General features: G+C 31.8%; 26 protein-coding genes. 16 read left to right on the top strand and 10 right to left on the bottom strand.

Features of this window, described 5'->3' with window-relative positions; genetic code table 11:
* Window positions 1-24: 24 nt before the first annotated feature.
* Genes AC1EUV_RS00280 through hemF form a run of 4 tightly spaced genes read left to right on the top strand, consistent with a single transcriptional unit; the run spans window position 25 to window position 2,749 of the window.
* Window positions 25-756, top strand: coding sequence for an EI24 domain-containing protein (locus AC1EUV_RS00280; RefSeq protein ID WP_480196653.1), 732 nt, complete (start codon window positions 25-27; stop codon window positions 754-756).
* A 3-nt stretch (window positions 757-759) separates the two neighbouring features.
* Entirely contained in the window at window positions 760-1,251 is a 492-nt protein-coding gene (locus tag AC1EUV_RS00275; protein WP_480196652.1) for a DUF6973 domain-containing protein, read from the top strand.
* Complete coding sequence (locus tag AC1EUV_RS00270) at window positions 1,248-1,802, top strand: GNAT family N-acetyltransferase (protein ID WP_480196651.1); 555 nt, start codon at window positions 1,248-1,250, stop codon at window positions 1,800-1,802. The genes AC1EUV_RS00275 and AC1EUV_RS00270 overlap by 4 nt, the downstream gene beginning before the upstream one ends.
* 41 nt (window positions 1,803-1,843) lie before the next feature.
* A complete protein-coding gene (hemF, locus tag AC1EUV_RS00265) occupies window positions 1,844-2,749 on the top strand; it encodes an oxygen-dependent coproporphyrinogen oxidase (RefSeq protein ID WP_480196650.1) in 906 nt (301 codons plus the stop codon).
* On the opposite strand, the gene AC1EUV_RS00260 is transcribed toward hemF, so the two are convergent.
* Window positions 2,746-4,626 (bottom strand): tetratricopeptide repeat protein, encoded by a 1,881-nt coding sequence (locus tag AC1EUV_RS00260; RefSeq protein WP_480196649.1) that lies wholly within the window; start codon window positions 4,624-4,626, stop codon window positions 2,746-2,748. The genes hemF and AC1EUV_RS00260 overlap by 4 nt on opposite strands.
* Window positions 4,627-4,921: 295 nt before the next feature.
* On the opposite strand from AC1EUV_RS00260, the gene AC1EUV_RS00255 reads away from it, so the two are divergent.
* From AC1EUV_RS00255 to AC1EUV_RS00220, 8 genes are all read left to right on the top strand, one after another.
* Window positions 4,922-5,455, top strand: coding sequence for a hypothetical protein (locus AC1EUV_RS00255; protein WP_480196648.1), 534 nt, complete (start codon window positions 4,922-4,924; stop codon window positions 5,453-5,455).
* A 33-nt stretch (window positions 5,456-5,488) separates the two neighbouring features.
* Window positions 5,489-6,040: a hypothetical protein gene (locus tag AC1EUV_RS00250; protein ID WP_480196647.1), complete on the top strand. Its 552-nt coding sequence runs from the start codon at window positions 5,489-5,491 to the stop codon at window positions 6,038-6,040.
* A 20-nt stretch (window positions 6,041-6,060) separates the two neighbouring features.
* Window positions 6,061-6,603: a hypothetical protein gene (locus AC1EUV_RS00245; protein ID WP_480196646.1), complete on the top strand. Its 543-nt coding sequence runs from the start codon at window positions 6,061-6,063 to the stop codon at window positions 6,601-6,603.
* Between the two features lie 32 nt (window positions 6,604-6,635).
* Window positions 6,636-7,172, top strand: coding sequence for a hypothetical protein (locus tag AC1EUV_RS00240; protein WP_480196645.1), 537 nt, complete (start codon window positions 6,636-6,638; stop codon window positions 7,170-7,172).
* A 30-nt stretch (window positions 7,173-7,202) separates the two neighbouring features.
* Entirely contained in the window at window positions 7,203-7,757 is a 555-nt protein-coding gene (locus AC1EUV_RS00235; RefSeq protein WP_480196644.1) for a hypothetical protein, read from the top strand.
* Window positions 7,758-7,779: 22 nt separating this feature from the next.
* Complete coding sequence (locus AC1EUV_RS00230) at window positions 7,780-8,319, top strand: hypothetical protein (protein WP_480196643.1); 540 nt, start codon at window positions 7,780-7,782, stop codon at window positions 8,317-8,319.
* A 41-nt stretch (window positions 8,320-8,360) separates the two neighbouring features.
* Window positions 8,361-9,134, top strand: coding sequence for a hemopexin repeat-containing protein (locus AC1EUV_RS00225; RefSeq protein ID WP_480196642.1), 774 nt, complete (start codon window positions 8,361-8,363; stop codon window positions 9,132-9,134).
* A gap of 263 nt (window positions 9,135-9,397) precedes the next feature.
* Window positions 9,398-10,720 (top strand): dihydrolipoamide acetyltransferase family protein, encoded by a 1,323-nt coding sequence (locus tag AC1EUV_RS00220; protein ID WP_480196641.1) that lies wholly within the window; start codon window positions 9,398-9,400, stop codon window positions 10,718-10,720.
* Here the strand turns inward: AC1EUV_RS00220 and AC1EUV_RS00215 are convergent, their stop codons facing one another.
* From AC1EUV_RS00215 to AC1EUV_RS00205, 3 genes are all read right to left on the bottom strand, one after another.
* Complete coding sequence (locus tag AC1EUV_RS00215) at window positions 10,721-11,632, bottom strand: amidohydrolase family protein (protein ID WP_480196640.1); 912 nt, start codon at window positions 11,630-11,632, stop codon at window positions 10,721-10,723. It lies immediately after the preceding gene.
* Window positions 11,633-11,752: 120 nt separating this feature from the next.
* Window positions 11,753-12,760 (bottom strand): tetratricopeptide repeat protein, encoded by a 1,008-nt coding sequence (locus AC1EUV_RS00210; protein WP_480196639.1) that lies wholly within the window; start codon window positions 12,758-12,760, stop codon window positions 11,753-11,755.
* Window positions 12,753-13,196, bottom strand: coding sequence for an SRPBCC family protein (locus tag AC1EUV_RS00205; RefSeq protein WP_480196638.1), 444 nt, complete (start codon window positions 13,194-13,196; stop codon window positions 12,753-12,755). The genes AC1EUV_RS00210 and AC1EUV_RS00205 overlap by 8 nt, the downstream gene beginning before the upstream one ends.
* Window positions 13,197-13,300: 104 nt before the next feature.
* Between AC1EUV_RS00205 and AC1EUV_RS00200 the strand changes: the two genes are divergently transcribed.
* The 3 genes from AC1EUV_RS00200 to AC1EUV_RS00190 are packed head-to-tail and all read left to right on the top strand — an operon-like array spanning window position 13,301 to window position 17,613.
* Window positions 13,301-14,128, top strand: a complete 828-nt coding sequence (locus AC1EUV_RS00200; protein ID WP_480196637.1) for an exonuclease domain-containing protein — start codon at window positions 13,301-13,303, stop codon at window positions 14,126-14,128.
* Between the two features lie 38 nt (window positions 14,129-14,166).
* Entirely contained in the window at window positions 14,167-14,652 is a 486-nt protein-coding gene (locus tag AC1EUV_RS00195) for an ABC transporter ATPase (protein WP_480196636.1), read from the top strand.
* A 42-nt stretch (window positions 14,653-14,694) separates the two neighbouring features.
* Complete coding sequence (locus tag AC1EUV_RS00190) at window positions 14,695-17,613, top strand: serine hydrolase domain-containing protein (RefSeq protein WP_480196635.1); 2,919 nt, start codon at window positions 14,695-14,697, stop codon at window positions 17,611-17,613.
* Between the two features lie 13 nt (window positions 17,614-17,626).
* Here the strand turns inward: AC1EUV_RS00190 and AC1EUV_RS00185 are convergent, their stop codons facing one another.
* From AC1EUV_RS00185 to AC1EUV_RS00175, 3 genes are read right to left on the bottom strand one after another with little or no spacing between them, the layout of a single operon-like run.
* Window positions 17,627-18,670 (bottom strand): lysophospholipid acyltransferase family protein, encoded by a 1,044-nt coding sequence (locus AC1EUV_RS00185; RefSeq protein WP_480196634.1) that lies wholly within the window; start codon window positions 18,668-18,670, stop codon window positions 17,627-17,629.
* A 1-nt stretch (window position 18,671) separates the two neighbouring features.
* On the bottom strand, window positions 18,672-19,601 hold the full coding sequence (locus AC1EUV_RS00180; protein ID WP_480196633.1) for a bile acid:sodium symporter family protein: 930 nt from the start codon (window positions 19,599-19,601) through the stop codon (window positions 18,672-18,674).
* A complete protein-coding gene (locus AC1EUV_RS00175) occupies window positions 19,585-20,223 on the bottom strand; it encodes a DUF4159 domain-containing protein (protein WP_480196632.1) in 639 nt (212 codons plus the stop codon). The genes AC1EUV_RS00180 and AC1EUV_RS00175 overlap by 17 nt, the downstream gene beginning before the upstream one ends.
* A 162-nt stretch (window positions 20,224-20,385) precedes the next feature.
* On the opposite strand from AC1EUV_RS00175, the gene AC1EUV_RS00170 reads away from it, so the two are divergent.
* Entirely contained in the window at window positions 20,386-21,048 is a 663-nt protein-coding gene (locus tag AC1EUV_RS00170; RefSeq protein WP_480196631.1) for a YceI family protein, read from the top strand.
* Between the two features lie 50 nt (window positions 21,049-21,098).
* On the opposite strand, the gene AC1EUV_RS00165 is transcribed toward AC1EUV_RS00170, so the two are convergent.
* The 3 genes from AC1EUV_RS00165 to AC1EUV_RS00155 are packed head-to-tail and all read right to left on the bottom strand — an operon-like array spanning window position 21,099 to window position 24,114.
* The gene (locus tag AC1EUV_RS00165) at window positions 21,099-21,815 is read right to left on the bottom strand and encodes a 16S rRNA (uracil(1498)-N(3))-methyltransferase (protein ID WP_480196630.1); all 717 of its coding nucleotides are present in this window, start codon (window positions 21,813-21,815) and stop codon (window positions 21,099-21,101) included.
* Window positions 21,815-22,933 (bottom strand): GTP cyclohydrolase, encoded by a 1,119-nt coding sequence (locus AC1EUV_RS00160; RefSeq protein WP_480196629.1) that lies wholly within the window; start codon window positions 22,931-22,933, stop codon window positions 21,815-21,817. The genes AC1EUV_RS00165 and AC1EUV_RS00160 overlap by 1 nt, the downstream gene beginning before the upstream one ends.
* Window positions 22,933-24,114 (bottom strand): transporter, encoded by a 1,182-nt coding sequence (locus AC1EUV_RS00155; protein ID WP_480196628.1) that lies wholly within the window; start codon window positions 24,112-24,114, stop codon window positions 22,933-22,935. The genes AC1EUV_RS00160 and AC1EUV_RS00155 overlap by 1 nt, the downstream gene beginning before the upstream one ends.
* Window positions 24,115-24,129 lie beyond the last annotated feature (15 nt).

Here is a 24,129-nt window from a genome sequence, read left to right as displayed (position 1 = left end):
GTTAAGACTCTAGTCAAATTTTGTATGATCAATAATATTCTAAAAAGCCTGAGTGCATATTTTGACGCTTATAGGTTGATATCGAAGCTTAACCTTTGGAAATATTTTTTGATCCCTATCTTAATAAGTATCGTTGTTGCAGTATCAATTTTTAGCTTAGCTTATGGATTTTCTGATAACATAACAGATCATATTACTAGTTTGTTTCCAGGTTGGAATCCTCCAAATTGGTTGCGAAGTATTGAAATAATACTAATTGGTATAATTATTATTGCAATAGGATTAATCCTCTATAAGCATATAATTATGGCATTGAGCGCGCCTTTTATGAGTCCGGTTTCAGAAAAAATAGAAGCCCATTTAATAGGTGAAAGACATTCACATACCAATTCAACTTTTCAACAGCAACTTTGGAGAGGAATTCGTTTAAATACTAGAAACTTATTTATGGAATTGTTGATAACGATTCCTATTTTGCTTTTAAAGTTAATTCCTGGAATCAACATTCTATCTACAATTCTGTTATTTTTAATTCAAGCTTATTATGCTGGGTTTGGTAGTATGGATTATACCCTGGAACGCCATTTTGGTTATAAAGAAAGTATTCAATTTGTTAAAAAGCATAAAGCTCTAGCTATAGGTAATGGCTTATTCTTTTTATTTTTACTTTTAGTACCTGTACTTGGTATTATCTTAGCACTTCCTTATTCTGTAGTTGCTGCAACCAAGGTAACAGTTAATGAATTACATGCTTAAATAATGACTATTTGGACGATCATAAAGAGATTCAGATATGGCCAGTTTTGGCAGCTTTTAGTATTGAGTATCAAATATCCTTTGTACGTGTATCCTACTTTAAAAGCCACGTCTCTAAGTTATTCATGGGCTAAAAAAGAATTCCCTAAAGAACATGGCAAGAAAGGAAAAGCTAATGCGTATAGACATGCGCTCTGGAATAGTTTGATAAGCTTTGAATGTAAAAAGTGGAGTAAGAATACGCGTAGAGTTTTAGCTTGGACCAAATTGATTACAGATAAGCATGAACAACTGTCTCCAAACGCTCCTTTAGATGAATGTATGGATTTGCATAATAATAAAATAGGTAGAAATTTATTTATTGCCTCTTCGTTCACTTCCGTTGAGGAAATGTCAGATATAATAAAAGAAAAAATGAAAAGCGCTAAGGAGATAAAAAATGTAAAGGATGCGAAATTATACCCAACGAACTTAGTTTTTGTAAAAGAAGGATGATACCATTATCAGATAAGTATATAATAGAAATCATTTCTTTAAAAGATGCATGGGGTTTATGTAATCTTATGGTTGCTAATGAAGACAGGTTTAAACGTTATTTTCCGAAAACTCTTGAGCAAAATTTAACTCCAACTTTATCTAAAATATTTGTTCAAAAAAAAGTAACTCAGTTTAATAACAAAGAGGAATTTTTATTCACTATTAAAGAAGAAGAATCTAATACAGTAATTGGTTTGGCATATATAAAAGAATTAGATTGGCAAAAAAAGCAAGGAGAGTTTGCTTATTGTATTGATTATCAATATAAAAACAAAAAAATAGTTAGTAAAGCAGTTAAAGCACTTTCTGATTATGCTTTTAGTAATTTAGATTTAGAAGTATTACAAATTATTGTACATAAAGATAATATAAGTAGTGTAAAGGTTGCAGACAATAATGGCTTTGGTTGGAAGAAAACGTTGCTGAAAAGTTTTACTCCAACTGGCGAGCAACCAATAGATATGGAGCTATATGAACTTGTAAAAAGTCATGATAATTATCATAATTAATAACGTTAAAGTTTAAGATTTTTGCGTTTTAAAAGTTAAAGATGAAAGATACATTTTACAATTACATACAACAGTTACAAGATACAATAACATCTAAGCTAGAAGAGGTAGACGAGAAAGCGAAGTTTCAACAAGATATATGGAAACGACTCGAAGGAGGAGGGGGTAGAACACGTGTTATAGAAAACGGGAATGTATTCGAAAAAGGAGGCGTAAATATTTCTGCAGTACATGGTCCGCTACCAAAAGCAATGCAGGCCTATTTTAAAGTAGGTGATGTTGACTTTTTTGCATGTGGATTGAGTTTAGTATTACACCCTAAAAATCCATTTGTACCAACTGTGCATGCTAATTGGCGCTATTTCGAAATGTATAATAGAGAAGGTGAAATTGTGGACAGCTGGTTCGGTGGAGGGCAAGATCTAACACCGTATTATTTGTTTGAAGAAGATGCCAAGCATTTTCATCAAGTATGTAAAACAGCTTGTGATAATCACAGTCCAATTTTTTATACTGACTATAAAAAGAAATGTGATGAATATTTTCACAATTCACATAGAGGAGAGGCAAGAGGTATCGGCGGCTTATTTTTTGATTATTGTAAAAAAACGGACGAAATGACAATGCAGAACTGGTATGATTTTGTAACTGAGGTTGGCGACAGTTTTTTAGAAGCGTACGTTCCGATTGTTGATCGAAGAAAAGATATAGAGTATTTACAAAAGCATAGAGACTGGCAAGAAATACGACGTGGTCGTTATGTTGAGTTCAATCTGGTACACGATAAAGGTACTTTATTTGGCCTAAAAACTAACGGTCGAATCGAAAGCATCTTAATGAGTTTACCTCCACATGTGCAATGGGTTTATGATCACCACCCTGAGGAAGGAAGTGAAGAGGCAAAACTCTTAGAGGTTCTTAAAAATCCAAAAAATTGGGTAAACTAAACCTTCATCAAGAAATTATAGACATCGGTCTCTTTGTCGATACCTAGTTTTTTCTTTAATCGATATTTCGAGGTTAAAACACTCTCTGGTAACACATTTAATAGGGCGGCGATTTCTTTAGTAGATAAATTCATCTTAATAAAGGATGCCAAGCGCAAATCTTTTTCAGTTATGGTATCATTAATAGCTTTCAACTTGTTGTCAAAGTTATCATGCACCTCAGAAAAATATGATTTAAATACTTCCCAATCTTTATCGGTGGCGCTTTCTTTTTTAAGAAGCATCACAATTCTTCTAAACTCCATTTTAAACTTGTCAGGTGAGTTTTTTAATTTTTCGAGATTGTCTTTTAATTCTTGTAGAAATGTATTTTTCTGAACCAAATGAAGCGTTTGACTTGCCAATTCTTTTTGTTTAAAGGCGATTTGTTGTTTATAGATTTCTTCTTGTTTTTCGCGTTCTATTTTGTTCTTCTTCATACGCTGCCGAAATCCAAAAAATAACAATCCTGAAAGTGCAATGCCTGCCACGGTCCCTCCTCCATAGAGTGTTTTGGTTAGTTTATCATTTTCGGCTTCAGCATTTAAAGTTTTTATTTCTTCTTCTTGTAAAGCTAAAGCTGCTTCTTTTTTTTCGGTCTCATAAACTACTTTGAGCTCCTCAATTTGTTTTAATTTATTTATGTTTAGAATACTGTCTTTATATTTTTGATGATTTTTTCGATCATTGAGAGCATTTCTTAGGTTTCCTATTTTATCATAAGCTTGAGACCGCAACAAATATGTTGTCATAAGGTAATCATTTGAACCTGTAGAATCAGCAATTTTAATAGCTTCGTTAAAATAAGACAGTGACTTTTTGGGGTCATTTTTATCTAAATATAAATTGCCAAGCTCTTTAAGTATTTCAATATGGTTATTAATGAAATTATTATTCTTTTGAAATGGAATTGCTTTTGTAAATAATCCTAGCGCTTTGTCATACTCTTTATTTTTGCGATAAACCTTACCTAAATTTGAATAAACATTTCCTTCCGTGGACTTCAATTCAAAGGTTATTGCCAACTGAAGTGCTTCTTCGTAATTTTTAATTGCTTTATCAAATTCGCTCATCTCCATATAAGCAGAACCTATATCCACTAGCGCACTTGCAGCATAAACGTTGTCGTCTGTATCCTTGTAAACCTTTAATGCACTTTTTGTATACTTAATGGATTCATCATAATTCTCTAAGTTGTATTGAATTCTCCCTATCTGATTCATAATATCAGCTTTTCTATAAGGCTCTTTGCTAATTGTATCTAATACTTTCAAAGCATCAATACTTTTTTGCTGAGCAATTTTGTAGTAGCCCATGCTCATATACGTCCTCGCAATGTCGCCTAAACCTATACCTAGTAGTAGATAGCTATTGGTTTCTTTGAATATTTTGTTAGATGCTTCATAGGAGGCAATTGCACCTTTGAAATCGCCGTCAAGCCCCTGTAAGTTGGCCAGGGCAGAGAGCACATTTGCCTGCCTTTTTTTCTCATTCAACAATTCGGCGATTTTGCCTGACGCCATATAATGATACTTCGCAGAATCTAATTTACTCAACATTAGATAGGCAACACCAACATTATAATTGGCGACTAGTTTCCCTAGTTCATTTTTTGACAAAGTTGCCAGTTCTAAAGCTTTTTTCGAGTACTTTAATGCTACAACTGGTCGATTATATACGAGCGTAGAATGTAATTGTTCATAAATTTTGACCTTTTCAATAGTGTCTTTTTCAACATTCAATAACCCGATCAGACTATCTACTTTTTGTTGATTTTGAGAAAATCCAAAATTAAAGATAAATGTAAATATGGTTAAAAAGTAAAAAGGTGTTTTCATAGTATGTTGATTTTCTATCAACTAAGATACTTAATAATTAATCCAAAATACGTTAAATGCTAGGGTTCAAAATACCCATAGATTTAAAATGTCTATTGTTTTTGTCGGACATATTATTTATTTGCATATATAAAAAGTTGATAATCAGGTATATATGATTATTGATAAGATGTAATTTTTACACCTGTCTATTTAACATTTTTGTATGTTGTCTATACTTTGTCTAGTGTCAAAATTAGGTCTAGGGCGCGTTTCATAATAGGTTTGTACTGTTGAATCCAAAAAACAAACTATTATGAAAACATTAAAGTCTACAACAATCATTTTATTACTATTCTTTTTGATTGTTGGGTGCAGTAGTGACGACAGCACGTCTAGAACAGAATCTTTTAAGATAAAAGCAGTTTCGATTACGGCAACTGACTTTCCCTCAACCGAAGGAGATGCCTTAGAATTGTATGGTCGAATTAGTACCCATTTAGCATATGATGATGTTACTGAAGAACATATTTTATGGCAAAGAAACCGAGACTCTTTTGTTGAGGCGGGTAGAAGAAAAGATGTTTTGATTAATTCAGAAGGTTCAGAGTATACTTTTACCCTAACTGAAGAACAGTTTCAAAATGGATCATTCGGTTTTTATACGCAAATGTATGATAGAGATCCGGATGGTAACGACGATTATTTGGGCAATGAATTAAGAAGTCAATTTGCACGACTTTTTGCAGAAGTTTCAGATGAAAACAACCCAGTGCTGTTTGATTTTAGACTCGTAGAGTTTAATGGTGTTGATGTGCGTGTGAAGTTTTCTGTTGAACATATAAGATAAGTTAAAATGAAGAATCTAAAAAAATCAAAAATTATGAAAACAACATATTTCTTTTTAAAAATAGTAATTGTAGCACTTCTATTTTCATGTACGGTAGACGATATGTCTGAAGAGCCTGTTAAGTATGAATCAATCGAAATACGTGCCTGGACTCTAATAGCTGAAGAGTTTCCAGAACATGAACAAGGCGCGCTAGAAATTTATGGTACCATTAGAGCGAAACTAACGTCAGGTGAAGACACTGATAATCGATTGTTGTGGGAAAGAGGTGAAGATAACTGGATATCGGTTAATACAGAACGTACAGATATATATGATGAAAGTAGACGTCAAATATTTACGCTTACCACAGACGAAATTAAAAATGGAGCTGAAATAGAGTTGGAGGCTAATTTATTGGATAAAGATCCTGGCAACTCTAGTGACTACTTAGGTACTGAAAGTATAAATGTACCTGTCGCTGAACTACTAGCAATAGCTGATGATGGTAACCCGAACAATGATCTTAAATTTATTCGTTTAGCCAACAATGGTAACAAGCTTTTAGTGGTGATCACTTTCTACAAAATAGAGGATAATAACTAAGTAATTATTGGATAACAGGCATGAAAACACTAAAAATTACAACCCTTGTTTTAACATTATTCTGTTTCATTCTGAGTTGTAGTAGCGATGAGAGTTCACCAGAATTGAAAACTGAATCTTTTATTGTCAAACCTTATGCCTTCTACGGTTATAATATAGCAGACACAGAGGGTGAAAAATTAGAAGTGTATGGAACCATTAGTGCAAAAATAATTTTTAATGATGGTTCCATTAAAGAAGAACGGATTTTATGGCAAAGAGACCGAGACTCTTTTGTTGAGGTGGGTAGAAGAGAAGACGTTTTGATTAATTCAGAAGAGAATGACCTTTTATTTAGGTTAACTGAAGATGAAATACAATCAAAGGAAGCATTGCTAGAAATTGGTTTTTCTATGTATGATCATGATCCTGACGGTAACGATGACTTTATAGGAGAATACCGTGGACCAATTAGCTTAAAAAGATCTTTTAATGATGAGGAGAATTTAGTAGAAGTAAATCCTTTTGTAAAAGATCGTACTAATGTACTAGTAGTACGATTTAAAATCGAACGAATCCTATAATAGTTTAAATAAAGAATCCAGAAAAATACATGATGAAAACACTAAAAGTTACAACCCTAGTTTTAGTAGTATTATCGTTGACACTTGGGTGCAGTAGTGATGACAATACTGTAGAGGCAAGTACAGTGTCGTATAAAATAACGGCAATTTCGATTACAGCGAATAGTTTTCCGGCATCAGAAGGAGATGCTTTAGAGCTTTATGGAGAAATGAGTACTACCTTGAGTTATGAAGATGTTATAGATGAGCATGTTTTATGGGAAAGAGGTAGTGATTCTTATGAATCAATTGGCACGCAAGAATACTTAATAAACACTGAGGATTCTGAGCATACGTTTACGCTAACCGAAGAACAAGCACTTAATGCAACCTTACAAATTTTTACATCAATATACGATGAAAACTCAGATGGAAGCGATGATTTTTTAGGGTATGAAGTAGTATCGCATCGGGTATTCAATATGGATAAACTACTCGATATTGGTAATCCACTCGAATTTAACGTTTCACTTAAAGAACTTAGTGGAGTAGAGGTGAGGGTTCGATTTTCTATTAGACGTATAGGTTAATTCGAAAAGAAGAATGTAAAAAAAGATGTTATGAGAAAAATTTGGTTCACAACGATCATTTTAATCCTGCCCTTATTGATTATAGGATGTAGTAGTGACGATGGTATATCAGATTCTGACAATCAAGAATCTTTTAAGATTAAGGTTGTTGGAATTGAGGCAACACAAATGCCGTCATCCGAAGGAGGTATTTTAGAGGTGTATGGAACAATCTGGGCTAAAGTAATTTTTCCTGATAATGGTGAACGAGATGAACATATTTTGTGGTCTCGAGATGCGAATAATTATATACCTATAGGTTTGGCAGAAACAGTGATAGACTCAGAAGACTCAGAATATGTTATCTCACTTGCCGAAGATGAAATTCTTGAAGGAGCATTAATTGAAATTTATGCCTATATGGAGGATAAAGACCCCGAGGGAAATCCAGATGACTTTATTGGAAGCTCAACGGTTCTGAATAGCGCAAGTGCATTTACATCGGTATCAGATACAGATAATCCAGTTTTAATGCAGTTTGACCTAAATGCAAACAGTCAAATGAGATTGCTGGTACGATTTACCGTTGAACATATAAGAAATTAATAAACATTGTTTGATGCATTCTATGAAAACATTGCTTTTTTTAGTTAACCTCCTGTTGTGTACGCTTTTAATTTCTTGTAGTACTGACGATGAAATTTTAGAGCAGCCTCCAGAAGGATCAATTATAGTAAAAGCTACTTCTATTGTGGTTAGAAATGCTTCAAGAGAATTTGGTGAGAATGACACTTTCGAAGTTTATGGAAATTTAGGGGTACAGTTAATTTTAGAAGATACAGTTTTAGATGAAAGAGTGTTGTGGCAAAGAGAGCAAGATTCGTTTGAGACAATAGCAGAAGATGAAACATACACTATTAATAATGATGAATCAGAGCAGGTATTCATTTTAACAGAAGAACAGCTAAAAGAAGATCTTAAATTAAATATTTATGCTGAGTTATTTGATTATGATTTTGATACTGCTGATGATGAGTTAATTAAATATAGTAGAGCTTTTGAAATTAATTCTATTGACTCTGATACTATAAAATTTAGTCGTGACTCAAAACCATCTCGTATTAGCCTAGATGTCATATTTACCCTTGAACGTGCTAGCGGTAACTAGGCGTAAAAGTATTAACGATAAAAAACAAAATCCAAAAAATTATGAAAACATTATTCAAAGTAGTAAAAAAAGATTTTAACCTAATTTTTTTAACAGTTCTATGTACATTTCTAGTCAGTTGTGGGACTTTACCAATAGGAGATAACGGAGGTAGAACAGGAGCAACAAAACCAGGAAAAATAGATGCTGCCTTTGCTCATAAGAATGGTCATGTATACTTTTTCTCTGGTAACAAATATATTAAATGGAAACCAGGTAAAGGCGTTGTTAAAACTAGCGATGAAAAAATTCTAAGAACTTTAGGTGTTACAGGATTTACAAATATGCCAAAAAGTTTTGAAACAGGAATTAATGCTGCTTTTATGTACAAAAACTGGTCTTTAAGTTATTTTCTAAAAGAAAGGCACTATGTTAGCTCAGAAGGAGGTACACCTCAGAGTCTTAATGACGATCATCGGTTAATTCAAAAGCTTCCATATGCTTTTACGAAAGATATAGATGCAGTCTTGATACATCCAAATAATAAAATTTACTTTTTTCAAAAAGATAAATACTGTGTATATGATTTAGATGATCGTAATCGTACTTTCAAACGTGTTAAACCAGAGATAAAAATAATTGGCAAAGGTGGTTGGCGCTCACTGCCTAATTTCTTTCGTTCTAATATAGATGCGGTATTGGTGCACCCTACAACTAATAATATCTACTTTTTTAAAGATGATAAGTATTGTGTTTGGAAGCCTGGTAAAGGTATTATAGCGCCTGCAATTCGAACAAGAGGAGTAAACGGTTGGAAAGGAGTGATGTTTGACTAAAATAGAAAGTATAAAGAAATCCGAAGTTATTTTTTGGATTCCGCTAGCACTAACCAGATGCTAGACTGAGCCGTAGGAGACTACGGCTTTTTTATTGAGATATTTCTAATAAAATAAGCTTTTGTTTAACTTTCTTTAGTTAAAATTTAATAATAAGTTGAATTTTTAATAATTCAATAATTTTAATATTTAATTGTATGTTATATTTAATTTTTACACGCTATATTTTACTAAATTTGCGCTGATAAAAAACATATCAAATAATGGCAAAGTTTGAACTGAAATTACCAAAAATGGGCGAAAGTGTTGCAGAAGCAACTATTACTTCTTGGTTAAAAGAAGTAGGTGATACCATTGAACTTGATGAAGCTATTGTTGAGATTGCTACCGATAAGGTAGACTCAGAGGTTCCATCAGAAGTTGAAGGTGTTTTGGTAGAAAAGCTATTTAATGTTGACGATGTTGTACAAGTAGGGCAAACTTTAGCTGTAATAGAAACTGATGCTGCTAATACTCCTGCAGAAGTAGTAGCAGAAACTGCTCCAGTTGCTGAAGCTGTTAAAGAAGAAATAGTTGAACCAGTAGCAGCTGTAGAGCAAACTCTAACAACTGCTGTATCAGAAATTAAAAACTCACCAAGTGGTAAATTCTATTCGCCATTGGTAAAAAATATAGCTCAAAAAGAAGGAATTTCTTTTGAAGAGTTGGAAGCGCTTTCTGGCACTGGTAAAGATGGTAGAGTAACTAAGAATGATATCTTAGGGTATATAGAAAATAGAACAAATGGTGCTGTACAACCAGTTGCTAAGATAGAAACGTCTAAACCTGCTAAAACAGAACAATCCAAAGCTATATCTACACCGATTTCAGTTAGCGGTGAAGACGAGATCATTGAAATGACACGTATGGGTAAACTCATTTCGAAGCATATGGTCGATTCTGTACAAACATCTGCTCACGTTCAGTCGTTTATAGAGATAGATGTTACTAATATTGTAAAGTGGAGAGCTAAAGTTAAAGATGCTTATCTAAAGAGAGAAGGTGAAAAGTTAACGTATACACCAATTTTAATGCAAGCTGTGGCTTCTACTATTAAGAAATTTCCTCTGATCAATATTTCTGTACAAGGTGATAGCATAGTTAAAAAGAAGAATATCAATTTGGGCATGGCAGCAGCTTTGCCAGATGGTAATTTAATTGTACCGGTAATAAAAAATGCCGATATGCTTAATTTGGTCGGTATGACCAAAACTGTAAATGACTTAGCAAATAGAGCTAGAGCTAATCAGTTAAAGCCTGATGAAATTCAAGATGGTACATATACAGTAACTAATGTAGGTAGTTTTGGTTCTGTAATGGGCACGCCAATTATAAACCAACCTCAAGTAGCAATTTTAGCTTTAGGTGCTATACGTAAAATGCCTGCCGTAATTGAAACACCTGAAGGTGATTTTATAGGTATTCGTCATAAAATGTTTGTGTCGCATTCGTACGATCACAGAGTGGTGAATGGAGCTCTTGGTGGAATGTTTATCAAGTCGTTAAAAGAAACCTTAGAGGCTTGGGACGTAAATCAAGATTTTTAATTAATTATATAAACTATTTTCTAGTATTTTCTTTATTTCCTCGAAAGAGAAAATTTTGTGTTCAATAAGATCATTGCATTGATCTGTTATTGAGGCATTAAATAATAAAAAATCATCAGAATTGATGGTGATTTTAATTCCTTGATCATATAACTTTCGAATAGGATGCTCGGAGAGATTCTTTACTGAACCTAAAGATATATTACTTTGAGGGCAGATATTTAATTGAATGTTTTTTTCTTTAATTAAAGTCATAGTATTTTCTGAATCAGCTGATTTAATACCATGTTGAATTTCATCTGGATCTAATAAATCTATCGCTTTTTCTATAGTTTCAGGGTTAGAGAACTCACCAATATGGACTTTAGTTTTTAGTTTATGTTTTTTAGCATGTTTGTAAATATCTATGAAACCATCAAGTTTCTTTGTATGTTCTCTGCCATATAAATCGATACCATTAAATACACCGCTATTTATACATTTTAATCCGTCAGAATAAACTTGTTCAAGATCTAATTCCTTATTAATTCCTATATCCGGGCTAAAGTCAATAAGAGGCTTATATTTAGTTTTTAAATCTGAAACTGCTTCTATCAGGTTTTCAATAGAATTCTCAAAATACCGAATTAGATTGATGTCAACACTAGCTTCTAAATAAGTTACATTATCATTAATAGCTGACTGAATCGATTTATCCATAAAATAAACGGCATCCTCACTAGTCTCTAATAATTTGTTTACATGATTGTAGATAAAATCTATCATACCATCTAAGCCATCATATTTACTAGGAATACTTAAATGCGTATTAGAATATTTTTGATACAAGTATTGTATGTCTACTCCTAAATGCAAATGATTATGAAGGTCAGCTTTTGATAGTTGATGTATTTTAGCTTTTAGGTTAGTCATAAAGAAGATAACTCATTGTAGCTAAGATAGCTAAAATAGCTTAAAAAGAAGTTGAATGGGGAGGTGCCAATTCAAAATAGATCAATTCTTCAGATACAAAAAAACTATTTTATCTTACTTCTAGTTGTTGATTTGCTTTAATAGATTTTTAAAAGCCTGTTGATAGTTCTTATAGTTTTTTACCTCTGCAATAAACAATCCTTTTTTGGCATATGCAACGGCAGATTGTTTATTTTCTAATTTGAACTCCACTTCACCAAGCCCATAATAGCTTCTGCACAGAATAATACCATGATTTAATTCTTCTGATATATATTTGGCTTGAGTAAAATATTCTTTAGCAAGATCAGTGTTGTTTCTATCTAAATAATAGATTCCTAAATTACATAATGAATGTGCTTTAGAATAGTTTCTATTTTGCTTATTAGCTAATTCATAAGCTCTGTTGTAATGAAATAGCGCAGAATCTAGAATTCCAGATTTTTCAAAATTATAAGCTTTATGAATATCATTTCTTATAATACCGGCAGTGTCAGAAATAGAAAACGATATATTGAGTCCTTTTTTAAAACTTAAATCACTTTCTTTTTCATTTCCATTAATTTGTAAAATTGTACCAATCCTGTATAAATTCTTTGATATAAGGGGTAAATGATTACCTCTTTTGGCATATATCATAGAAGAATCTAAAAATTTCTGAGCATAATTAAGAGCTTTGTCATCTTTGAAATAACTCCATTTTAAATAATATAAATCACCTAAACCATAGTACGCTCTACCTAAATATTCTGAGAACTGATTAGAATTTGGGTATGTAATAACTTTCTTAAAACTATCTTCTGCGAGATTATATTTTTCTAAAAACCTATAATTTTCTCCTAAAATTAAATTGTAAAAAATTTTATCGTTTTCAGTTATATCAGGTTGGTTTAATTGAATTTTAACAATTTGAATTGCCTCTTCCCAATTCCCTATATTAGCTAAATTTTCAAGCTTTACTTTTAAAGTGGAATTAATTAAATCTTTTTCATTCGATTGATTTTTACATGACAGAATTATAAATATTAGTACTAATAAACTAAAGTTTAGTTGTTTTGCAGCAGTTATTTTGGGTTTAATTTTATTCACTTTCAGCAAAAGCCTTAAAATCTTTCATAAATTGATAAGATTGTTTTTTAAATGCGCCAGGCATTAAAAACCCAAAGAGTTTCATTTTAAAAGAGGAAAACTTAAAGACATTGTTACTTACCCATTTAGTTTTATCTGGCGAAACTTCTGTAAAGTGATTTTCTATTTGATTGAATACACCTGGCGCTTCATAAGTAGCATGAAATTCATCAGGTAAATTTCGACTAATAATAGTTTCTATCATTTCTACTTTACCACCTTTTTTACCCATATCGTATTTTAAACGAGATTTGGCGCCTTCTTTCCCCGCCTCACCACTCATATGTTCAAAACTTATAAAGCCTTTTTGCCACTTAGGCATATTGTCCGGATTATCAAAAAGCTCAATTACTTTATTTCTGGCTAGATCAATCTCAATTTCGTTAGAATATTTCATATTGTAATGGTTTGGTTAACAGCTTAAAGTTAATAAAAATCAAAAATGTTAATTGTTAAAAATATCATAAGACATATTGTATCTTTGAGAAATAATTTTTTTAAATGGAGCTAAACTTAAAAAAACCGATTGTCTTTTTTGACCTTGAAACCACTGGCGTGAATATTGCAAAAGATAGGATTGTAGAAATATCAATATTAAAAGTACACCCGAATGGTAATAAAGAAGGTAAAACTTGGTTAGTGAATCCTGAAATTGAAATACCAAAAGAAGCATCAGTTATTCATGGTATTACAAACGAAAAAGTTGTAACTGAACCAACCTTTAAAGAACTTGCAAACGAAGTTAGTAAGATGATTGAAGGTTGTGACCTTGCGGGATTCAATTCTAATAGATTTGATATACCATTGTTAGCGGAAGAAATGTTACGTGCTGAAGTAGATTTTGATATGAAAAATAGAGTAGCCGTAGACGTTCAAGTCATTTTTCATAAAAAAGAGCAACGCACATTAAGTGCTGCATATAAATTTTACTGTAATAAAGAATTAGAAAATGCGCATTCTGCCGAAGCGGATACCATAGCTACTTACGAAATATTAAAAGCACAATTAGATACTTACGATGATCTTGAAAATGACATCAATTTCTTAAATGAATTTTCATCGCATAAAAAACGAGCTGATTTTGCAGGGTTTATAGTATACAATGATAAAGATGAAGAAGTTTTTACATTTGGTAAATACAGAAATCAAAAAGTGAAAAATGTGCTTGAAAAAGATAAAGGTTATTTTTCGTGGATACAAAATGCAGACTTTCCGTTATATACTAAAAAAGTACTGAGAAAAATTAAAGAAGATATGTCTGTACCTAGCGATTCAATGACAGAAAAAGAGAAATTGAAAGCTCTACAGCAAAAATTCAATTTGCGTTAACAGAAATTAATAAATTTTATCAGTATAATTGTAAGAATATGTTAGTAGATTTTAGAGACCTTCCTGATAGTTCTAGAGTGTGGGTGTATCAAGCAGATAGACCTTTTACTGATGTTGAAGTTGAGCAGATTTCAGACAAATTAGTTGAGTTTGTTCAACGCTGGAAACGCCATGGAGATGATCTAAAAGCGTCATATCAGATAAAATACAATCAGTTTATTGTGTTAGCAGTTGATGAAAATTTTAATAATGTCTCGGGTTGTTCTATAGATGCATCTGTTCATATTATTCAAGAATTACAAAAAGATTTTCATGTCGATCTTTTGAATAAAATGAATGTTAGCTTTAAGGATGGTGCAAATATTAATACTGTTTCTATGAAACAATTTAGGGAATTTGCCAAGCTAGATAAAATAAAAAGTAAGACAATAGTGTTTAATAACATGGTAACTTCTAAATTAGATTTTGAAAATTCTTGGGAAATAGAAGCGGACCAAAGTTGGCATGCACGATTTTTAAATTAAAAAATACTATTAATAGTAGGTTTAATCCTACTTTACATGACTATGAAAAGAAACACCCTCTTAATTTTTCTTTTAGTTTTCGGAACCTACTTATATGCCCAAAACGTAGACCCTTTAATTAAAAAGGATAGCTATGGCCAACAAATATGGGTAGATAGTATTTTAAAATCAATGACAATTGATGAAAAAATTGGTCAATTGTTTATGATACAAGCATACTCTAATAAAGATTTAAAGCATAAGGTAGAAATAGAGAATTTTATTAAAAAGTATCATATTGGTGGTTTGATTTTTATGCAAGGCACACCAGAAAAGCAGTTGCCTTTAAACAATCATTATCAAAGTATTTCTAAAGTACCGCTACTGATTGGTTTTGATGGAGAATGGGGCTTAGATATGCGTTTGAAAAATACGTATAAGTTCCCTTGGAATATGACACTTGGCGCAATTGAAGACGATACATTGATTGAAGAATTTGGTAAACAATTAGGTGAGCATTGCAAACGCCTGGGGATTCATATAAATTTTGCACCAGTTGTAGACATTAACATCAATCCTAAAAATCCAATTATTGGTAATCGATCTTTTGGTGAGGATAGAGTTAATGTAACCAATAAAGCCATAGCTCTTACTAAAGGGATGCAAAGTGTAAATGTGTTGGCTTGTGGTAAACATTTTCCGGGTCATGGAGATACAGATGCTGATTCGCATCATACATTACCCACTATACCATTTACCACCCAACGTCTAGATTCTATAGAATTATATCCTTATAAAAAGTTATTTGATGTTGGCTTAGGTAGTGTAATGACAGCTCATTTAAGTATACCAAGTTTAGAGCCAAATGAGAGTTTACCTTCATCATTATCTTATAATGTTGTTACTAAACTATTGCAAGAGAAAATGGGCTTTGAAGGATTGATTATAACAGATGGTTTAAATATGAAAGGTGCAGCAGACTTTTCTACCTCAGCAGATATAAATTTAGCAGCGATTCAGGCCGGTAACGATATGTTATTAATTCCAAATGATATATCAGGTACCATTGCTAAGATGAAGCAAGCGGTTCTAGATTCTGTGCTGCCCGAAGATCGTCTAAACCGTTCAGTAAAACGAATCTTAAAAGCTAAGTATTGGGCAGGTTTAAGAAATTATAATGTAATACCAGAAGAGAATTTATCTAGTGATCTTAATACCGTAAAAAATGAAGCGTTACATCAGCAATTGGTTGAAAATTCAATTACGTTAATTAAAAACGAGAATGCAATCTTTCCGATTAAAGATTTAGTACATAATAATATTGCCTATGTAAAATTGGGAGATGCAGATTCTAGCACTTTTGTTAATAGGCTGAAAGATTACACTAATGTTGATGTGGTTTCTGGTAAAACCTTAGATGCCGTTATTGATAAATTGAAGCCGTATAATTTAGTAATTATTGGCTATCATAAATCAAATTCAAATCCTTGGAAAGATTTTAAATTTAAAAACAAAGAACTGGTTTGGTTACAAGAAATCGCTAGAAATAAGCGTGTAATACTTGATGTATTTGCAAGTCCATACAGTTTACAGGATATAAGAACATTTACCAATATTGAAGGTGTTGTAGTATCTTATCAAAATAGTAAAATAGCTCAAGATGTTTCGGTACAAATGATATTTGGTGCTATGCAAACTAGGGGAAAATTACCTGTAACAATTAATAGTGAATTTAAAGCAGGACATTGCTTGACTTCAACAGATTTGCATAGATTGGCATACGATGTACCCGAAAATGTTGGAATGAGTAGTGAGAGATTACAGAAAGTTGATTCAATGGCTAATGTAATTTTGCAGGAAAGAATGACTCCAGGTCTGCAATTATTAGTAGCTAGAAAGGGCAAGGTGATCTATCGAAAAGGTTTTGGTAATCATACATATAAACGTATTAAAAAAGTAAAGAATACAGATATTTATGATTTGGCATCCTTAACAAAAATATTAGGAGGATTGCCACCAATAATGAAAGCTTATGAAGAGGGTAAGTTCACACTAGATACTGAGTTAGGAGATATTATGCCAGTTTTAAAAGAATCTGATAAAGACACCATTTTACTTAGAAATGCATTATCTCATAATGGAGGGTTTCAAGCTTGGATTCCGTATTATCTTAAGACATTCGATAGTATTACCAATAAGCCTTCTAAAGAGTATTATCATACCCGAAGATCTAGAAAGTACAATATAAGAATAGCTAAAAATTTATTTCTAAAGACAAGTTTTAAAGACTCTATTTACAAAATGATTGCTGAATCTCCTTTACGGGAAAAGCCGGGTTATAAGTATAGCGGATTAATATTCTATCTATTTAAGGATTATTTTGAAAAGGAATTTGATCAACCTCTAAATGTTTTAAATGAATCATTATTTTACCATCCATTAGGTGCTACGACTTTAACTTATAAGCCTTTAGAAAAATTCCCTAAAAGCAGGATAATTCCAACAGAGGCCGATAATGTATTTAGAAAACAATTGTTACATGGTTATGTACATGACCAAGGAGCTGCAATGTTAGATGGTGTTAATGGCAATGCAGGTTTATTTGCTAATGCTAACGATGTTGCTAAAATGATGCAAATGTATATTCAAGATGGCTTTTATGGTGGCAAACGCTATTTTAGTAAAGAAACAGTAAATACGTTTAATAAAAGACATTTTGAAGCTGACGATGTTCGTAGGGGTTTAGGTTTTGATAAACCTCAATTAGATCCAGACATTAAGGCAACTTGCGGTTGCATGTCTTCTAAAAGCTTTGGACATAGTGGGTATACAGGTACATATACTTGGGCTGATCCAGAAACAGAATTGATATATGTGTTTTTATCAAATAGGGTTCATCCTTCTTCGCAAAACACGAAGTTAGTAGATCAAAATATTCGTACTATCGTACAGCGTTTAGTACAAGAAGCCATTGTAGAATAGATAATTGAAAATTTCAATCTATATATTTAGTTTTTGCTAAAATTAATACAGAAAATAGACTCACTAGTAAATATATTAAGGCTACATTACTTCCAAAAAAATAACTGACGATTAAAGTTTGAAGTAAGTAAAACAAAGGGAATGCTGTTATGCCAACTGCAAATCTAGTTGTTGAATCAAATTCAATTTCTTTAATACTAGGTTTTATTGCTTTCCAAATCATAAACGGAATAATGCTATTAACTAGAATTATAAAATACCCAAATTTCCAAAATAGATTAGGTCTTTTATTCTTAACGGAATTATCCTCAAACTCCTTAATAGATTTTAATTTTTCGTTAACTATTGTCGGCTCTAAATAATTGACAGATCCTAATTTATTTATAATTGAATCATAATTTTTAACATCTTCAATGTGAGTTGTAAGCTCTTTCATTTTTAAACTAACTTCATCTTTTAGAGCTAGGGTAGCTGCATTCTTATTCTGGTTTTCTAAGAAAGGATTTACAGCTATAGGCTTTCCGTAATAAATAGATACATTTTCAGCAAAATCTTCAGCCTTACTATAATTTAAACCAACAGGAATTATGGTAAGTTTTAAGTCTGGATTTTGCTCCAGAGCACCAAAAGTAATTCTGGTAAATCCTTTACTTAATGGACGTACCCATCGTCTAATATCATGAGTGCCTTCTGGAAAAATGAGTAGAGAACGACCTTTATTAAAAAGATCATAGCATTTTTTAAAAATTTCTTCATTTTTAGCGAGAGTCTCTTTGCCATCTCGTATTCTGTAAATAGGTAGCATATTTACAGTAGATAGCAACCATTTTACAAGCTTGATTTTAAATGCACTAGCTCTAGTTAAAAAATGAATATTTCTTGTAGTGGTCGTAGCAATTAATAAAGGATCTATTAATGCATTTTTATGATTAGACACAAATAGTATAGCTCCCTTTTTAGGAATATTTTCTTTACCATATATTGCTATTTTTTTGTGATAGAAAAATAATCCAGTGGTAATGTAAATTTTGACTATATGATACCAAACACGTTTCAAATTAGGCGATAACTTTGTCTTTTTTAAGAGACCAAAAATACGCTAATCCTAAGCCAGAAGCAATATCCCATATTCCCCAAAAAGCAACACAAAGTGCCATGCCACCTAAACCATCAAAAAAAGCAAAGACTAATAATAGTCCTAAACCAGAGTTTTGAATACCAGTTTCTATAGCAAGTGTTTTCTGATCTTTAAGAGATAATTTCATAGATTTTGCAAAGAAAAATCCTGCAATATATCCTGAAAAGTTATGTAGTATAACTATAAATAGAACGTAATGAATATATTCCGTGAAAATTTCTAAGTTTTGTGAAAAAGCAACAATTATAAAAATTAAGAAAATAATCATTGACAAAGGTTTCAGAATTTTAGAGAGTTTTTTCGCAAGTTTAGGTTTAGATTTTCTAACCAACATTCCTACAATTAGGGGAATACCGAGAATTAGTGTCACTAATTTTACTAATTCAAAAGGATCGAGTTTTACTGTTCTTAAAATTTGAGCAGTGGGCTCGTATAAATTCCCCCAAAAGGCTAGATTTATTGGCGTCATTAATACTGCTACTAAAGTTGCAAACGCGGTTAAACTTACCGATAATGCAGCATTGCCATTAGCTAATTGTGTCATAAAGTTTGAAATATTTCCTCCAGGGCATGCCGCTACCATAATCATACCCAGAGCAATACTTGGGTAAGGATCGATAATATTAACTAATAAAAAGGTAACTAAAGGAAATAAGATAAATTGAGAAAAAATACCGACTAGAACAATTTTTGGGTTTGTAAAAAGTCGTTTAAAATCATCTATAGTGATGCCTAGTGCTACACCAAACATTATAATCGCAAGCGTTATATTTAAAGCCCATAACCCTTCGGTATCGAAGTTTATTTTTAGAGCATCTAAAACAGTTTGTGAATCAGTTTTTAAAGGCATAAGCTATAATATTTGCTCCCATTTTTAACGCTTCTTCTCTAATTGTAGGAGGATTGTTGTGCATTTCTTGATCTTCCCAGCCATCACTTAGATCAGATTCGTAATCGTAAAAACAGACAAGCCTGTCTTCATAAAAAATACCAAATCCTTGTGGAGGTTTTCCATCATGCTCATGAATTTTTGGGAGCGATTCGAAGTCATAAGTTTGATGATATATAGGGTGATTGTATGGTATTTCTTGGAATTCTAAATCGGTGAATACTTTTTTCATTTCTCTCCTAATGTATTCATCCAATCCATAATTATCAGAAATGTGTAAAAAACCACCAGATTGTAAATAATTACGCAAATTTTCAGCATCATTATCAGAAAAATGGATGTTACCATGCCCAGTCATAAATAAGATAGGGTAGTTATAGATGTCTATACTATTAACAGCAACGGTCTCAGGTTTTTCGGTAATTTTAGTTTTAATATTTAAATTGCAAAATTCAATAAGATTGGGTACGGCAGTCGGATTAGAGTACCAATCACCACCTCCATCATATTTCAATATAGCTACTTTTTGAGCAGATAATGTTGCACTTATTAATAAGGTTAAAATTATAATTGAAATTCTCAAAATGAGCAATTGTTTAATAAACCAAAGATAAAATTATTCTACGTAGATAAGAAGAATTAACATTTTATTAATTCTTAGATTCTAGAATCTTTAGATTTTGCATAGATTTTCTTGTTAAATTCGCAGCTTAAATTCATAAAACAATTAAATAATAAATAAAAAATGAAAAATCAATTTGTAAAAATCGCATCAATTTTATTTTTAGGATTAGCAATTGCGTCTTGTAAAAAAGGAAAAAATGAGGTTGAGGCTACAGCAGCAGAAGAAGTGAAGCAAATAGCTCAAACAGCTGAGAGATACGTGGCGGACGCTGATAATAGCACAATTACTTGGAAAGGATTTAAACCTACTGAATCGCACAACGGAACTATTAATGTTTCTGAAGGTTATATGGCCTTAGAAGATGGTAGCTTAACAGGTGGTAACTTTATTGTTGACATGAATACTATAGTTAATGCTGATATCGAAAGTGAAGAATGGAATGGTAAACTAGTAAACCACTTAAAAAGTGCAGACTTTTTTGATGTAGAAAAAAACCCTTACAGTGTTTTTGCAATTACTGGAGTTGAAACTAAAGATGGTAAGACTATGGTAAAAGGTAATTTAACAATTAAAGGAATCCAAAAAAATATTGAGTTTCCTGCTACTTTTTCGGTTAATGGAGAAGAAGCTTCTTTTGTTAGTGAGCCATTTACTATTGACAGAACAGAGTGGGATGTAAAATACAATTCAGGTAAATTTTCTGTAGAAGATTTAAAGGATAAATTAATAAAAGATGATATTGAAATCTCATTCAATATTAACGCTAAGAAAAGTCAAGCTTAAATTTTTTAAGCTTATAAAAAATTTAAAAGCTGCCTTTATTGGCGGCTTTTTTATTTGCTACTATTTAATAGTGAAACAGTATGAGTAGCTACTATACCTGCAGTTTCTGTTCTTAATCTACTTTCACCAAGTGTAATAGGTAAAAACTTAAGTTCTTTAGCCTTTTTTATTTCATTTGTAGAAAAATCACCTTCCGGCCCAATTAACAGCAATACATTTTTTTGAAGCTCTAGTACCTTTTCTAGCTGATTTCTGGGGTAATCGTCTTCGCAATGTGCAATGAATTTTTGTGCAGAAATATTTGAATTAATGAATTTTAAGAATTTAACGGGTTCATTTAATTTCGGAAAGTTATATTTTAAAGATTGTTTAGAGGCAGATTGTACTATTTTCTGCAAACGTTCAGTCTTAATTACTTTTCTTTCTGATCTTTCACAAATTATAGGGGTAATCTCATCGATGCCAATTTCAGTAGCTTTTTCAAGAAACCATTCAAATCGATCATTATTTTTGGTGGGAGCTATCGCTATGTGCAAGTGATAATTCCATGGTTTTTCTTTTTCTTCAACTTTTACAATGTTGGCAGAACATTTTTTATCGTTAGCTATTACAATTTCTGAGGTAAATAAGTTTCCCTTACCATTTGTAATAAGCAGTATATCACCTTCTTTTTTTCTTAAAACACGTACAATATGTTTGCTTTCTATTTTGTCAAAAGTAAACTGCTTATCTATCGGTTGTAATTGTGGATTATAAAAAAGTTGCATTATAAATTCTTACGATAGGTTCTTCTACGTTTACAAAGCTTGGGGTCAAAACGTTTCCAAATTTGTTGAATTGCAATATTATCTTCCAATTCAGGAGTTCTAATACAGTTTTGCATATCCAATTTTTTGAAAGTCTCAAAGCATTCGTTAAATAAAACAGCATGAACACCTTTGTTTTGATAATCAGGATGCACTCCAATAAGATAGAAAATTACATCTTTACTTTGTTTTTTAGCTTTTAATAAATGAAAAATACCAAAAGGAAAAAGTTTACCATTTGCTTTCTGAAGTGCTCTAGAAAAAGAAGGCATTGTAACAGCAAAGGCAACTAAATTATCATCTTTATCAGCAACATACTTTACGTATTCTGGATTAATAAAACCAATATATTTCTTCTTAAAGTACTCCCTTTGTCTTTTTGATATTGGTGTAAATGTTGATAATTTTGAATATGATTCATTAAAGAGATCGAACATGTTATCGGCATATTTCATTACCTCTTTTGTAGTGGTAAAATTTAATGCTTTTAATTGATATCTTCTTTTAATTAATGATTGCGCTTTAGCGAAATGCTCGGCTTTTATATTTTTAAAAGGAAAACGCCATTCCAGATGTTCTTTCTCTTTAAAATATCCTAATTTCTCTAAATGTTCTTTGTAATACGGGTGGTTATACCAGGTAATCATTGTTCCAATATGATCAAAACCTTCAATTAAAACACCAACCTTGTCTAAGTTAGAAAAGCCAACAGGTCCCTCAACATATTCTAGGTTGTTTTGAATCCCAACTTCTTCTACCTTATTCAATAGTGATTTGGTAACATTAACATCATCTATTACATCAAACCAACCAAAGCGCATTTTTTTAATACCTTGTTGATTTACTTCTGTATTATTTATGATAGCTACTATTCTGCCTACTATGGTTTTATCTTTATAGGCTAAAAATAAACGGGCATCTGCGTTTTCAAAAGCTGGATTTTTCTTTTTATTAAAAATGGCAAGTTCTTCGCTTATTATTGGAGGTACCCAATAATCATTATTTTTATAGAGGCTAAAAGGAAATTTTACAAATTTTTTGAGATCAGATTTTTTTGAAATTTCCTTTATGGTTATCATCAACTATTATTTTCTTTTTCCTGATTAGGATCGTAATTTTTGTTATAATCTTTAGCTTTTTTCTTAAGCTGTTTCTTTTCGTCTTTAGCTTTTTTACGCGCTTCTTTTTCCCTTCGTTTTTGAGCTTTCGTTTTCTTAGGAGCTTTGTCCTTCTTTATCTTACGTTTTTTGGCTTTAATTTTTTTAACCTTTCGCTGTTTACCATCTTTATCATTTTTGCCAAATAATCTAGAAAAAAAGTTGCCCTCTTTGTCTTTCTTAACCTCTTCACCATCAGCTCCTATCAATTTGAATTTATCTCTATGTTTATCAATTCTCCAAGAAAAACCTGCATTCAATAATAAACTAGAACCGTCACGATCATTAATAGCTCTGGCCGCTACATCAAGCTGCATATTTTTGCTAAAGAGATATGCCGCACCACCTCCAAATTGAAAATCATTTGGTATATGTTCATCTTTAAAAATACCTTGATGTTCGCCAAATATAGACCATTTATCATTAATAGAATAGGTAGCTGTCAATATGTATGAGTTCTCTTTTTGATTAGAACCTATTTTATCCATTATTAAATTTGTTAAGAAGACAAATCGGTCTGTAAAATCATGTTGAGTATATAGTGCTAGGCTCGGACTAAAATCACCTTTTTTATACCCAGGAGCGTTACCGCCAATGTAACCTTTTGTAATTGGAACATTAGCTCCGGCATAGACTGCTACCGATGGAATTAATCGTTTCCAATCAAAAGCCATTTTCTTTTTCCAACTACGTATTTCTTTTGAGCGATCTAAATATTTAGGCATATAAACTAAATATTTTGCACCAATCCTAAATGTACCCAAACTAAAGGCAGAAATATCATCTACAGGTTGATTTATTATAAAAGTACTTGGGTCAAAATCAATTTTATCATGTTGAAAAGTAACATTTAAATTAACTTCTAGTTTATCTAAGAATTTACTATAGCGAACCATAAAATCAGCTCCAATTGAGTTCACTTTATTGCCACGATCATTAATGTCTTTATAAAACAATCCTTGTTCAAATTGTAGAACATCTGTACCTACGCTAAACGGGCTTTCGGAAAAACCAGGCCTTCCAGAGTTAATAACCTTAGTATATTGAGCTGCTATGGCTTGAAAGCTAAAAATACAGATGAAAATAACGAGGAGACGTCTCATAAATAGGATTTCGTA

It is taken from the genome of Maritimimonas sp. 2304DJ26-3 (assembly GCF_056591635.1).
This window is presented reverse-complemented; position numbering and strand designations above follow the sequence as displayed.